Origin of the sequence: Tatumella ptyseos ATCC 33301, from assembly GCF_000735525.1 — a bacterium.
GTDB lineage: Bacteria > Pseudomonadota > Gammaproteobacteria > Enterobacterales > Enterobacteriaceae > Tatumella > Tatumella ptyseos.
The window spans coordinates 288,302-301,542 of the sequence record NZ_JMPR01000004.1 but is presented as its reverse complement, the minus strand read 5'-3'; the positions used below and the strand labels follow the sequence as shown (position 1 = coordinate 301,542).

Genomic DNA, 13,241 nt, shown 5'->3' with positions numbered 1-13,241 from the left:
TTTTTCGGGCTACCCGGATGGCGACAGAAAGCCTATTTATAAAGGCGGAGGTTCTGTTCGTGTCCGTTACCGGTATTAAGGGGCTTTCCGGCAGGGTGTGCGATACCCGGGTGCTCGTAAAAGTGGGTTATGTCAGGTGAGGGATCTGTCATCACGATAACCAGCAGATCACGTAGATCCGATCCATTGTATTATTGGTAATACATTAACGGATCTGCATGGCTCAGGAGAGGTAAAGTAAATAAACGCTATTCCTGTCTCCGGAACTAATTGTTCTGCCTGCCTTTTCGCTTCTATCCCTTTACCGGCAGGGCCCTGAAGCGTTTTACGGAGAGATTTTACCGGGGTTCTATGCAACAGGCCCGAAAGGGCAGCCGCGGTGACGATCCATTAAAAAGGGAAACCCGTTATCCCGGGTTTCCCTTTCAGGAGCATCTTCAGGCATTGTGCCGAAAAGCCATTTAACAAATGATAATTACCGGATCAGTAACCGCGTGCAGATCCTGCCGGACGGCGTACGTCGTTAGCACCGTACAGATAACCTTCCCTGACTTTGCCGGAAACGGCCCCGTCATTACCGGAGCTGGAAGCCGATGTAACGCCGGCAGCACCCGGCAGTCCGACCATAATCAGTTCTGCCGCACCCCATGGGGTCTGTTCAACCATCTTATAGCCCATATTTTTCAGGATATTTAAGGTATCCGGAGACAACCCACCTTTTTCATAATAAACCACATCCGGCATCCATTGCTGGTGGATACGGGGTGCGTTCACGGCTTCCTGGGGCTCCATTCCGAAGTCAATAATATTCAGCGCGGTTTCCAGGGTGATCGTAATGATCCTGGAGCCACCGGGAGATCCTAGCACTAAGAAGATCTTGCCATCTTTGGTGACCAGCGTCGGGCTCATGGAAGATAGCGGGCGTTTACCTGGTGCAATACTGTTTGCAGTTCCCTGTACCAGACCGTACAGGTTCTTAGCCCCGACTTTTGTGGTGAAGTCATCCATCTCATCATTCATCAGTACGCCGGTACCCGGAGCCATAACAACGGCACCAAACCGGCCGTTAATGGTATAGGTTGTGGAAACGGCATTACCTTCACTATCGACGATAGAGTAGTGGGTTGTTTCCGGTTTTTCACCGCTCACAATGCCCGGTTTTACCTGATCGGAAGGGGTCGCTTTATCTGCCTGAATTTTGCTACGCAGGGTGGCAGCATATTTTTTATCCAGTAATTGATCGACCGGATTATGCACAAATGCCGGATCCCCCAGGTAGGTATTACGGTCGGCATAGCTTAAGCGCATAGCTTCTGCCAGCGTGTGGACCATCGCCGCAGAACCAAAGCCCATCGATTTCAGGTCAAACCCTTCAAGGATGTTCAGTGTTTCACAGAGTGTAACCCCGCCGGAGCTTGGAGGAGGCGCAGAGACAAAGGTATAGCCACGGTAGGTGCAGGTCAGCGGGGCCATTTCAGTAATGTGATAGGCAGAAAAGTCGGCCGCATTAATTACACCGCCCCCTTTTGCAGAAGCCTTCGCGACGGCTGCCGGGAAAGCCCCTTTGTAAAATGCTGACGGACCTTCGCGGGAGATCCGTTCCAGTGTGTTGGCAAGGTCAGTCTGTCGCAGTCTGTCACCTGGCTGTAAGGGAGTCCCGTCAGGGCGCAGGAAGATTTTTGCAACTGCCGGATCCTGTCTGAAACGGGCGACAGTCGTATCCAGAATATCGGTATCCGCACGTGTCAGAATATAGCCTTCCCGCGCCAGCTTGATCGCCGGAGCCATATCCTGTGCACGGCTGAGTTTACCGTATTCTTTACGCGCAGTTTCCATTCCCATGACAGTCCCGGGAACCCCGGAGGCTTTCCAGCCATAGAGGCTTGCGCCCGGGATCAGATTGCCGTCGGCGGCAAGATACATATTTGCGCTGGCTCCGGCCGGTGCCATTTCACGAAAATTAATGAACGTATCCTTACCGTTGGCCAGATGGATAGTCATAAAACCCCCACCGCCAATATTACCGCAGCAGGGATTAACGACCGCTTCGGCATAACCGACAGCGACGGCGGCATCAATAGCATTTCCGCCTTGCCTGAGGATATTAACCCCGACCTGCGTTGCAAGATCCTGGGAGGTGACGACCATCCCGTGCTTTGCTTCAACAGCCGGCGCGGATGCCGCTATCGCAAAGTGCGAGCCCATCGTACAGCCGAGTACGAATGCTGAGAACGTGACTTTCCTTAACATAGAAATATCTCACTTTAATTATGATTATCATTCCTTATCAACATAACCTGCTGTCACACTGAAGTCAGTATCGGGGATAAATCCGTATGAAAAACAGAAGATTAAATAAGTACAGACTGAGATACATCGAATAATCCGCTGGAATATTCTGCAGGGATTAATGAGTAGTTTGTCAGAATGACTGACCGGATAAAATGCATTTTGCAGTGGATCTTCCGGATTTATTATTATTACCTGGAGCTATCTGTCATATATTTATTTTATTATAGCGGGAGTATCTGGTTGCTGATATTTGTATTATATCCGTCAGGCTACTGTCTGTTTGCCATGGCTTTTTTTACAAAGGCATAGACAACAGAGACATGGGGGTTTTGATAAAAAGGATCCATCAGTGACAGGCTTTATCGGTAATCATCGCGGCAACTTATAGCCGAAAATATCAGCAACTTTCAGTCATTATTTTATTCTGTGTGAATAAGAAGAATAAAAAATAACGGTTATCGCACTCCGGTATAACTGCCTTTCATGCATCCGGAACAGCGCCAGTGCTGCTGCTTTCTTTGAAAATAAGAAAAAAGTATTTAAGTCAGCGAGAGGGTATTTCTGGCTACATGATACTATCGTTATGTTTCCTTTTTTCAGGAATAACGCGGGTCTGCGGCCGGTCGGGTGTGGGATAAGTGAAAGCCGGGCCACGGCTTCTGCCGGCATTGTGCTTTTACTGGCTCTTTAACTTACGGGTTAATCTGTGATATTGATTATTAATAAAATAAAAAACTCACAGAGGTATTCATTGATGCAAGGAAAAACACTACACACCCGCCGTACCCGTCTCTCTCTTTTATTCGCCGGGCTTTGTTTTTCTTCCGTTGCCTTTTCGGCGGTGGTTCCTGCCGGTACGCAACTGGCGGCCACGCAAAACCTGGTACGGGGAAATGGTGCCGAGCCGGCAACTCTTGACCCGGATAAGGTCGAAGACAACAGTTCGATGGCAGTGATTAACGACCTGTTTGAAGGTCTGGTTCGTGTAGAAAACAATGGTCATATTATCCCGGCACTGGCCGATTCCTGGCAAACCTCGGATCATAAAACCTGGACGTTCCATATCCGTTCCGGAGCCACCTGGTCAGACGGCTCTCCGATCACGGCTCAGGACGTTGTGTATAGCTGGCGCCGGTTATCGGATCCTAAAACAGCCTCGCCTTATGCCTCTTTCACCGCGAATGCGCATATCTTAAATGCACAGGCGGTCATTGACGGAAAAATGCCGACCGATAAGCTGGGTGTATATGCGCCGGACAGCTCAACGGTAAAAGTCGTGCTCGATCAGCCGGTGTCTTACTTCCTGCAATTTGTTGCGCACCCGTCTTTGTTCCCGGTCAGCGAAAAAGATGTCAAAACCTACGGTGACTCCTGGACGCAGCCTGGCCATATGATCAGCAGCAGTGCGTATCAGTTAAGCGACTGGATTGTTAACGAGAAAATCACGCTGAAGCGTAATCCACGCTACTGGGATAATGCCCATACAGTGATAAATCAGGTAACCTTCTTACCTATCAGTGACGGCAGTGCAGAACTGAACCGCTATCTGGCCGGTGAAATTGATATTACCTCGACGATCCCGGCGATTGAATTTGCACGGATGAAGAAAGAAAGGCCTAAAGAAGTCTTTGTCGCACCGGAACTGAGTGTCTTCTACTTTGATATCAACAGTGCACGTGCGCCGTTCAATGACGTCCGTGTCCGTCAGGCCCTGAATCTGGCCCTGAATAAAGATATTATCAGTAAAAAAGTGTTAGGGATGGGAGAGACGCCAGCCTGGACCGTGGCTCCGTTGTCGATGGGAGGCGTGACTATTACCCCGCCGGTCTGGGCGCACTGGACACAGGCTGAGCGTATCGCGAAAGCCCGCGAACTGCTGAAAGAGGCCGGCTATTCTGACTCTCATCCGCTGAGCTTTACTCTGCTGTATAACAACGGGGCTGATAACCAGCGAATTGCCATCGCGGCCGCCTCTATGTGGAAAAGTGCACTGGGTGTGAAAGCCTCGCTGCAGAACCAGGAATGGAAATCGATGCTGGATACCATGCATCAGGGTCAATATCAGCTGGTTCGTTACAGCTGGGGGGCGGATTACAATGAGTATTCGACCTTCCTGAATACCTTCCGCAGCGGAGATACCAATAATACCGGTAACTTCAGCAATAAGGATTATGATAATGAAATTGCTGCGGCGCAGTCGGCACAGACTCCGGCAGAAACCGCGGCGCATTACCAGAAAGCGATAGATATTGCGGCAAATGAAGCCCCGGCTATCCCTATCTACTACCTCACTCAGGATTATATGGTCAGTCCCAAAGTGGGTGGGTTTGCTCCGTCAGCCCTGGCTTTCTACCAGACCAAAGATCTTTATCTGAAAAAATAACCCCGAAAGGGCGAAGCTCCGCCGCACTGGCGGGGCCGCATTGTCCGCCAACAGACGGACATAAAAAAGGCACTGTCCTCGTCAGGATAGTGCCTTTCTTTTCAAACCGTCAGGGATGAAGGATTAGTTCATACCGTATTTTTTCAGTTTCTTACGCAGGGTGCCGCGGTTAATACCCATCATCAGTGCTGCGCGGGTCTGGTTACCACGGGTGTACTGCATCACCATGTCCAACAGAGGCTGTTCAACTTCAGCCAGTACCAGCTCATACAGGTCATTAACATCCTGACCATTTAACTGAGCAAAATAGTTCTTCAGTGCCTGTTTAACCGAGTCACGAAGTGGTTTTTGAGTTACCTGATCCTGTGAATTCACGGTAGAAACGGTCAGTACGTCAGAATTTACGCGTTGTTCGAACATAGTTCTTTCAGCTCTTTTTTTCGTTTACGCAAGATTTTCGAAGTATGCCTCCAACGCCTCCAGCTGTTCACTGGCATCCTCTATGGCGTTGAATGTGCGCCGAAACTGGTCATCAGGGGCATTTTCCTGCAAATACCAGGAAACGTGTTTTCGGGCAATACGGTATCCCTTGCCGTGACCATAAAAGTCGTGCAGCTCCCGTATATGTCCAATCAGCATTTGCTTCACCTCTGCGAGTGGCTTTGGTGCAAGCAGCTCCCCTGTGTCCAGATAATGCTGGATTTCCCGGAAGATCCACGGTCTTCCCTGAGCCGCCCGGCCAATCATCAGAGCATCAGCTCCGGTGTAGTCCAGTACGGCCCTGGCTTTATGCGGGTCAGTAATGTCTCCATTCGCGATAACCGGAATGGACACGTTCTGCTTAACTGTCCGAATGCTGTCGTATTCTGCGTTCCCGTTAAACAGACATGCGCGAGTACGTCCGTGAATAGTTAACGCCTGAATACCACAACGCTCAGCCAATTGGGCAATTTCTATACAATTGCGATTTTCGGTATCCCATCCGGTACGGATCTTTAAGGTGACCGGAACATCCACTTCATTCACCACTGCCCGCAGGATGGACTCTACCAGCGATGGATACTGAAGCAATGCAGAACCAGCCATCTTTCGGTTCACTTTCTTTGCAGGACAACCCATATTGATATCAATGACCTGAGCACCGGAGTCTGCGTTTATCCGCGCTGCCGCTGCCATTTCATCCGGGTCGCCACCGGCTATTTGTACTGAGCGGATACCTGGCTCATCACAGTGCACCATACGCAATCTGGATTTGTCACTGGCCCAGACTTCCGGGTTCGATGACATCATCTCAGAAACTGTCATTCCTGCACCGTTTTCGAAACAAAGCGTACGAAATGGTCTGTCGGTAATACCTGCCATTGGCGCAGCAATCAATCGGTTTCGGAGCTGGTATGGTCCAATGCGCATGGGAAAGAGATGACCTTATATGTTCGCAAGGCGGCGTATATTACGCATTTTTTTGTGAAGATGAAAGGCCAAACTTTGAACAATATACCGCCATTGATTAAGGGAAAAGATATTCACCCTATGAAATTATTTACTTATTCATTTATATCAATAGCTTAGGATTGAACTGCCGTCAGGATTTTGAAAAACTTTCTTTCTTTTCCCCGCTTGTACCGGATAAAAAACAGCTCACAGAAGAATTTACAGCATATCTGCACTATAAAATGTGCCGCAGAAGTCTTTCTGTGAGCCATGTTACCGCTGACTCTCAGGGGGAAACCCTTTTATTTACGCTGTCCCGTGATACGGCACCATTCTTCTTTTTCCGCTACCGGGTCCAGCACAAAATTCTGCGCGTAGGCGTCGCACACATCGTCTGCCTGGCTGGCCAGAATACCGGATAACGCCAGTTTACCGCCGCTGGCGGGTAATACGCTGATCAGGGGTGCGAGTTCACGTAACGGGCCGGCCAGAATATTGGCAACCACAACATCTGCGCTCAGGTTTTCAGGCTGTTGCTCCGGAAGATAGAGGTCGAGACGCTCTGAAACCCCGTTACGTTCCGCGTTGTCCCGGCTGGCCTGAATCGCCTGAGGATCAATATCGATACCGATAGCATGAGCTGCACCCAGTTTCAGGGCTGCGATGGCCAGGATCCCGGAACCACACCCGAAATCGATCACCGTTTTGCCGTTCAGATCCTGTCCGTCCAGCCAGTTCAGGCACAGGGATGTGGTCGGATGTGTGCCGGTACCAAATGCCAGACCCGGGTCCAGCATCACATTGACGGCATCAGGTTCCGGAACTTCGCGCCAGCTCGGGCAAATCCATAACCGCTTCCCGAAACACATCGGGTGGAAGTTATCCATCCACTCGCGTTCCCAGTCTTTGTCTTCGATTTGTTCGACTTTGTGGTGAAACCCCGCCCCGAGTAATGGGTGGTGTTCCAGAACACCGATAACCTGCTGCATCTCTGTTTCAGCATCGAACAAGCCAATCACATCGGTATCACCCCACAAGCGGGTTTCACCGGGCAGGGGCTCATACACCGGGTTGTCATGGGTGTCCTGAAAAGTGACTGAAACAGCTCCATTCTCAATCAGCGCATCACTGATTGCTTCAGCATTGGCACCTGAGGTATTAATTTTGATTTGTATCCAAGGCATAGCGTATCTCTTTATTGCTTCACCGCCGGGGATATGTCCCGGGGTGTTGGTTTACCCAGCCGGTTACCCATCAGAAACGCGGCCAGACTCAGTAACAGGGCAGGAACTATCGGATGGAAGTTCCAGCATGGAATTTTCAGACTTACCAGCAAGGTATAACTGATCGCGCCGGACAGCATACTGCTTACCGCACCGGTGGCATTGGCCGATTTCCAGTATAACCCCAGCACCAGCGGCCAGAGGAAAACGGTTTCCAGCGCGCCAAAGGCCAGCAGATTCATCCAGATAATCATCGCCGGTGGGTGCCATGCGGTAATAATCAACAGGATGCCCAGAGCCAGTGTCAGCCAGGTGGATAAACGGCGAAGATGGACTTCATTTTCTGCACGTTCCGGGAAGATCCGCAGATAGAGATCTTTAATCAGTGTGGCCGATGCCTGAAGTAAGTGAGCATTCACGTTCGACATTATCGCTGACATCGGTGCGGCAAGGAAGATACCGGCAGCGAAAGGGGGCAGCACTTTCATCATCAGCGTCGGGATCACCAGATCAGGGACTGACAAATCCGGGATAATCGCGCGGCCTAGCGCACCGGCAAGATGCATTCCCAGCATCAGCAGAGTCATCACCAATGTGCCGAGCAGTATCCCCCGATGAACCGCCTTACTGTCACGGTACGAAATACAACGCACTGCCGTATTAGGCAGTCCCAGTACGCCAAAACAGACCAGCACAGTGAATGAAATCAGCAGATGTACAGTAATAATATTACCTGCACCTTCAGGCTCTATCAGCTGTGGATTAATGGCTTTCAGTGTGGCTACCGCATGGGCTGGCCCGCCTGCGGCATGAAGCACCGCGAACAGTAACAGGAACGTCCCGGCCAGCATCACCAGTCCCTGCATGGCATCATTCAGCACGCTGGCCCGGAAGCCCCCCAGCGCAGTATAGAGCGCAATGATACCGCCAAAGATCAGCAAACCGCGGGTGTAGGGGATCCCCGCAACGCTTTCCAGCAGCCGGGCACCGCCGATAAACTGTACCGCCATCACTGCTATAAACGCCAGTAACAGCGCCAGACTGGCAATCCATACCACCAGAGAGCTTTTGAAGCGGGCGTACAGAATGTCATTCAGGGTCACGGCATTATACCGGCGTGCCAGAATGGCAAACTTCTTACCCAGCACCCCTAATGAAAGCCAGACGGTAGGCACCTGTACCATCGCCAGAAAAACCCACCCCAGGCCATATTTATAGGCGGCTCCCGGGCCACCGACAAAAGAGCTGGCACTGACATACGCGGTGGTCAGGGTCATGGCTAACAGAAATCCACCCAGCGTTCTTCCGCCGAGAAAATATTCGTTCAGAAACGCGCCTTTCGCCCTTTTTTGCTGATACATGGCAAACAGGGAGATCGCCGCCACAAGCAGCAGATACCCCAGTAAAGGAAGCATAATTTTACTGTTCACCCTGATCCTCCAATGGGATATCACGGAAAATAAAGCGGATCATTAAGGCGCACAGAAACAGGAAAAATAACGGCGCAAAAAGGCAGGATAATTCGAACCAGCGGGGAAAGCCGAAAATGCCCGGTGTTGTTCCCCCCGTCCAGGCACTGACTGACCAGACAATCAGCCAGCTAATCGCAAGAAGCAATGACCAGCGGGCTTCCTTATGCGCTTGTTTGAAACGAGAGTCCATCGTTAACCTCAACGGAAAGACAAAAATAATAAAGGCCGGAAAATCCGGCCTTGGCAGTGACTCAGAAAAAAAATTACTTTTCCTGAAGCCCCAGTTTTTTCTCCAGATAGTGGATATTGGTTCCACCTTCACGGAAATGTTCGTCAGCCATGATCTTCAGCTGCAGTTCGACGTTAGTTTTAATACCATCGACGATCAGCTCAGCTAAGGCATTGGTCATACGGGAAATCGCGACGTCGCGGGTTTCACCGTAAGTGATCAGTTTACCTATCATGGAGTCATAGTAAGGCGGTACGGTATAGCCGGAATAGATATGCGATTCCCAACGTACGCCAAAACCACCCGGTGCGTGGAAGCGGGTAATTTTGCCCGGACTTGGCAGGAAGGTATTCGGATCTTCTGCGTTGATACGGCATTCTACCGCATGACCACGAATGACCACGTCTTCCTGGCGGATAGACAGTGGCAGACCGGCGGCAATACGCAACTGCTCTTTGATCAGGTCGACACCGGTGATCATTTCAGTCACCGGATGTTCTACCTGAATACGGGTGTTCATCTCAATAAAGTAGAACTCACCGTTTTCAAACAGGAACTCAAACGTACCGGCACCACGGTAACCGATATCAATACATGCCTGAGTACAACGGGTTCCGATGAAGCTACGTAGTTCCGGAGTAATTCCCGGTGCCGGGGCTTCTTCAACAACCTTCTGGTGACGGCGCTGCATTGAACAGTCACGCTCAGCCAGATAAATTGCCTGACCCTGACCATCGGCTAATACCTGAATCTCGATATGACGCGGATTTTCCAGATATTTTTCCATATAGACCATATCGTTATTGAAAGCTGCTTTCGCTTCCGCACGGGTCATATTAATGGACTGTTCCAGGTCTTTTTCGCCACGGACAACACGCATACCACGTCCGCCACCGCCGCCGGAGGCTTTAACGATAATCGGGTAACCGATACGTCTGGCGATTTCGCGGTTTTTGTTCATGTCATCACCGAGTGATCCATCGGATCCCGGGACGCAAGGAACACCGGCTTTCTTCATCGCGTTGATCGCGGAAACTTTATCGCCCATCAGACGAATTGTTTCGGCTTTCGGACCGATAAAGATAAAGCCGGAACGTTCAACCTGTTCTGCGAAGTCAGCATTCTCAGACAAAAAGCCATAGCCCGGGTGGATAGCATCCGCACCGGTGATTTCTGCGGCTGAAATCAGCGCAGGAATATTCAGATAGCTTTTAACTGAAGGTGCTGGTCCGATGCATACGGTTTCGTCTGCCAGCAGGACATGTTTCAGGTCACGATCTGCAGTGGAATGTACCGCAACGGTTTTGATGCCCAGTTCTTTACAGGCACGCAAAATACGCAGCGCAATTTCCCCACGGTTAGCAATAACAATTTTTTCCAGCATGGTTGCCTCGTTATTCGATGACGACCAATGGCTCGTCAAATTCAACAGGTTGGCCGTTTTCTACCAGGATAGCTTTCACAACACCTGACTTGTCAGCTTCAATCTGGTTCATCATTTTCATTGCTTCGACGATGCACAGAGTTTCACCTGCAGTCACCTTCTGGCCTACTTCAATAAAAGGTTTAGCATCAGGGCTTGGTGTGCGGTAGAAGGTTCCGACCATCGGTGAACGAACGATATGTCCGCTCACTTCTGTGCTGGCAGCGGCTGCAGGTTCAGCGGCCGGAGCAGGTGCGGCAGCGACCGGAGCAGGTGCAACAGGGGCAGCATACGCCTGCTGCATGACCGGATAACCCATGTTGGCAGGTGAACGACTGATGCGAACGGATTCTTCACCTTCTGAAATTTCAAGTTCAGCGATGCCGGATTCTTCAACAAGTTCGATCAGTTTTTTAATTTTACGAATATCCATGAGTGTGGTTCCGTACTCTGTTTAATTTGAATTTGACAGGCGTTTAACTGCCGTTTGTAAAGCCCAGTGATAGCCGTCGGTACCTAATCCGCAGATGACACCGGCAGCAATATCGGAGAGATAGGAATGATGGCGGAAAGGTTCACGAGCATGCACATTAGACAGGTGCACTTCGATAAAAGGAATACTGACCGCCAGCAAGGCATCCCGCAGGGCTACGCTGGTGTGCGTAAATGCGGCAGGATTAATAATGATGTAATCCACATTGCCTTTTGCCTCATGAATGCGGTCAATCAGCTGATATTCCGCATTCGATTGCAGGTGACTCAGTTTCACATTCAGTTTCCCGGCCTGATGGGTTAACTCACTGACGATATCCGGCAATGTCGTATGGCCATAGGTCTCCGGCTCCCGGGTGCCCAGCAAGTTAAGGTTCGGACCATTGAGAAGCAAAATATGAAAGTTATCTGCCATCGTGTGGCTATCTCCTGCAAAAATAAAGGCAACGCGTAAAATACTCTCCCTGTTTGCATTTGTCACCCATTCAGGCAAAAAAGAGGCGTTCAGGGAGTAAGAATTTTTCGGTTATATCGCTTTCGTGGCAATTCGCCGCATATTAGTCGTTTTATCCGCGAAGTTTATCAATTCTTAGTCCGCGGCACTTTTTAACAGAAATTGAGGTAATAAGCCAACCTGATAAACTTATAAATCGGCTTTACGCCACAATTTTTTCAGGCGAAGTGCACACAATATTACGGCGAAAGCCAGCCAGAGAAAGGGTTGCAGGGAGTAAGCTTTTACCGACCATAAGTAATGGACGGGGATCAATATCGCCAGCAGATAGATGCTGTTATGCAGTTTTTGCCAGCGCTGACCTGCGCGTATTTGCACGCGTCGGAAAGAGGTTATCGCCAGCAGGAAAAGTAGCACCCAACTGATCATACCCAATGTCAGATAGGGCCGTCGGACGATTTCCTGTCCCAGTAAAGACAGATTACCCACCCCCAGCTCCAGAAAATAATAACTCAGCAGGTGTAAGGTGGCCCAGGTGAAACACCATATTCCCAGCAGCCGGCGGCATCGTAGTAACGGAGGAAGGCGTAACCCTTTTGCCAGCGGGCTCACCAGCAAGGTTGCCATCAGTAACTTTAGCCCGACGAGGCCGGTAAAATGTTGTATATCTTTGGCCGGGTCGGCACTGAACCCGCCGCTACGGACCGAAAAAACCAGATAGACAAACGGCGTAAAGGCGGCCAGATGCAGCAGACATTTCAGCAGGATAACCGGTACCGCTCCGGAATTTCCGCGGATGGCCATTAAAAATATCTCCGTAAATCCATCCCCTTATACATCGAAGCGACCTGCTCCCCGTAACCGTTAAACATCAGTGTGGGCTGCCGGGTCACATCGAACAACCCGCCGGGGCCGATAAATCGTTCTGTCGCCTGTGACCAGCGAGGATGATCCACATGCGGGTTCACATTGGCATAAAAACCATATTCGTCCGGGGCCATCAGATTCCAGGTTGAAGGAGGCTGTTCCCGGGTCAGGCTGATTTTTACAATGGATTTAATCCCTTTGAAGCCATATTTCCACGGCACGATCAGGCGCAAGGGGGCACCATTTTGCGGCGGTAATGTTTTGCCATAGACTCCGGTCGTCATCAGCGTCAGAGGGTTCATCGCTTCATCAAGACGCAGCCCCTCGACATAAGGGTACTGTAGTCCGGCACTGTTCAGCCCGTCCTGCTGTCCGGGCATTTGCTGTGGGTCATACAGAGTCTGAAAGGCAACATAGCGTGCGTTACTGGTAGGGGCCGCCATCTTCAGCAATGATGCCAGACTAAATCCTATCCACGGCACCACCATTGACCACGCCTCGACACAACGCATGCGATAGATACGCTGTTCCATCGGGAATTTTTTGAAAATATCGTCCATATCCAGCGTCATCGGGTGCTCAACCTCGCCGTCAATCGTGATATTCCAGGGCGAGGTTTTAAACTGCCGGGCATTAGCGGCAGGATCGGCTTTATCCATCCCGAACTCATAAAAATTATTATAACCGGTGACTTTCTGTTCCGGGGTCAGGGTTAACTTTGCCTGCCACATGGCCGGGGACGTAAAATCGATCGGCCGGGGAGGTGAGGCCAGCGGAGGTTCGGAAGACGAACCTCCAAACCAGTCAGCAATACCGGCATTGGCGGTCACAGGGAGAGACAAGGCAGCACTACTGATCCCCAGCAGCTTAAGCAGTTTCCGGCGTGAACAGAAGAATACCTGCTCCGGAGTTACGTCTGATTCTTTAAACGGTTTATTCATGTTCAGGGCCCTTCCGGGTGGCATCGGTGCGGGG

General features: G+C 50.6%; 12 protein-coding genes. 1 reads left to right on the top strand and 11 read right to left on the bottom strand.

The window, feature by feature from the left end:
- Positions 1-483 precede the first annotated feature (483 nt).
- Positions 484-2,205: a gamma-glutamyltransferase gene (ggt, locus tag GTPT_RS01430; RefSeq protein WP_051170759.1), complete on the bottom strand. Its 1,722-nt coding sequence runs from the start codon at positions 2,203-2,205 to the stop codon at positions 484-486.
- A gap of 841 nt (positions 2,206-3,046) precedes the next feature.
- Between ggt and GTPT_RS01420 the strand changes: the two genes are divergently transcribed.
- Complete coding sequence (locus tag GTPT_RS01420) at positions 3,047-4,675, top strand: peptide ABC transporter substrate-binding protein (protein ID WP_029990429.1); 1,629 nt, start codon at positions 3,047-3,049, stop codon at positions 4,673-4,675.
- A gap of 123 nt (positions 4,676-4,798) precedes the next feature.
- Here GTPT_RS01420 and fis read toward each other — a convergent pair whose 3' ends face one another.
- The 10 genes from fis to msrP all read right to left on the bottom strand — a co-directional run bounded on the left by fis (position 4,799) and on the right by msrP (position 13,207).
- Positions 4,799-5,095: a DNA-binding transcriptional regulator Fis gene (gene fis, locus GTPT_RS01415; RefSeq protein WP_000462905.1), complete on the bottom strand. Its 297-nt coding sequence runs from the start codon at positions 5,093-5,095 to the stop codon at positions 4,799-4,801.
- Positions 5,096-5,119: 24 nt separating this feature from the next.
- On the bottom strand, positions 5,120-6,085 hold the full coding sequence (dusB, locus tag GTPT_RS01410; RefSeq protein ID WP_038010645.1) for a tRNA dihydrouridine synthase DusB: 966 nt from the start codon (positions 6,083-6,085) through the stop codon (positions 5,120-5,122).
- A gap of 323 nt (positions 6,086-6,408) precedes the next feature.
- Positions 6,409-7,290: a 50S ribosomal protein L11 methyltransferase gene (gene prmA / locus GTPT_RS01405; RefSeq protein ID WP_029990428.1), complete on the bottom strand. Its 882-nt coding sequence runs from the start codon at positions 7,288-7,290 to the stop codon at positions 6,409-6,411.
- A gap of 11 nt (positions 7,291-7,301) precedes the next feature.
- A complete protein-coding gene (panF, locus tag GTPT_RS01400) occupies positions 7,302-8,759 on the bottom strand; it encodes a sodium/pantothenate symporter (protein WP_025903787.1) in 1,458 nt (485 codons plus the stop codon).
- Positions 8,749-8,991, bottom strand: a complete 243-nt coding sequence (locus GTPT_RS01395; protein ID WP_025903788.1) for a YhdT family protein — start codon at positions 8,989-8,991, stop codon at positions 8,749-8,751. The genes panF and GTPT_RS01395 overlap by 11 nt, the downstream gene beginning before the upstream one ends.
- 73 nt (positions 8,992-9,064) lie before the next feature.
- Positions 9,065-10,414 (bottom strand): acetyl-CoA carboxylase biotin carboxylase subunit, encoded by a 1,350-nt coding sequence (accC, locus tag GTPT_RS01390; protein WP_025903789.1) that lies wholly within the window; start codon positions 10,412-10,414, stop codon positions 9,065-9,067.
- A gap of 10 nt (positions 10,415-10,424) precedes the next feature.
- Positions 10,425-10,886, bottom strand: a complete 462-nt coding sequence (gene accB, locus GTPT_RS01385; protein ID WP_025903790.1) for an acetyl-CoA carboxylase biotin carboxyl carrier protein — start codon at positions 10,884-10,886, stop codon at positions 10,425-10,427.
- Positions 10,887-10,907: 21 nt separating this feature from the next.
- Positions 10,908-11,360 carry a type II 3-dehydroquinate dehydratase gene (aroQ, locus tag GTPT_RS01380; protein WP_025903791.1) on the bottom strand — a complete coding sequence of 151 codons (453 nt, stop codon included), beginning with the start codon at positions 11,358-11,360 and terminating at the stop codon, positions 10,908-10,910.
- 228 nt (positions 11,361-11,588) lie between these two features.
- Positions 11,589-12,203, bottom strand: a complete 615-nt coding sequence (locus GTPT_RS01375; RefSeq protein ID WP_051170757.1) for a protein-methionine-sulfoxide reductase heme-binding subunit MsrQ — start codon at positions 12,201-12,203, stop codon at positions 11,589-11,591.
- Positions 12,203-13,207, bottom strand: a complete 1,005-nt coding sequence (gene msrP / locus GTPT_RS01370) for a protein-methionine-sulfoxide reductase catalytic subunit MsrP (RefSeq protein WP_029990426.1) — start codon at positions 13,205-13,207, stop codon at positions 12,203-12,205. Before msrP ends, GTPT_RS01375 begins: the two co-directional genes overlap by 1 nt.
- Between the last annotated feature and the right edge of the window lie 34 nt (positions 13,208-13,241).

Excerpts from the sequence above, each read along its gene's own strand:
- ggt (WP_051170759.1), bottom strand. The coding sequence starts at position 2,205 with ATGGGCTCGCACTTTGCGATAGCGGCATCCGCGCCGGCTGTTGAAGCA.
- GTPT_RS01420 (WP_029990429.1), top strand. The coding sequence starts at position 3,047 with ATGCAAGGAAAAACACTACACACCCGCCGTACCCGTCTCTCTCTTTTA.
- fis (WP_000462905.1), bottom strand. The coding sequence starts at position 5,095 with ATGTTCGAACAACGCGTAAATTCTGACGTACTGACCGTTTCTACCGTG.
- dusB (WP_038010645.1), bottom strand. The coding sequence starts at position 6,085 with ATGCGCATTGGACCATACCAGCTCCGAAACCGATTGATTGCTGCGCCA.
- prmA (WP_029990428.1), bottom strand. The coding sequence starts at position 7,290 with ATGCCTTGGATACAAATCAAAATTAATACCTCAGGTGCCAATGCTGAA.
- GTPT_RS01395 (WP_025903788.1), bottom strand. The coding sequence starts at position 8,991 with ATGGACTCTCGTTTCAAACAAGCGCATAAGGAAGCCCGCTGGTCATTG.
- accC (WP_025903789.1), bottom strand. The coding sequence starts at position 10,414 with ATGCTGGAAAAAATTGTTATTGCTAACCGTGGGGAAATTGCGCTGCGT.
- accB (WP_025903790.1), bottom strand. The coding sequence starts at position 10,886 with ATGGATATTCGTAAAATTAAAAAACTGATCGAACTTGTTGAAGAATCC.
- aroQ (WP_025903791.1), bottom strand. The coding sequence starts at position 11,360 with ATGGCAGATAACTTTCATATTTTGCTTCTCAATGGTCCGAACCTTAAC.
- GTPT_RS01375 (WP_051170757.1), bottom strand. The coding sequence starts at position 12,203 with ATGGCCATCCGCGGAAATTCCGGAGCGGTACCGGTTATCCTGCTGAAA.
- msrP (WP_029990426.1), bottom strand. The coding sequence starts at position 13,207 with ATGAATAAACCGTTTAAAGAATCAGACGTAACTCCGGAGCAGGTATTC.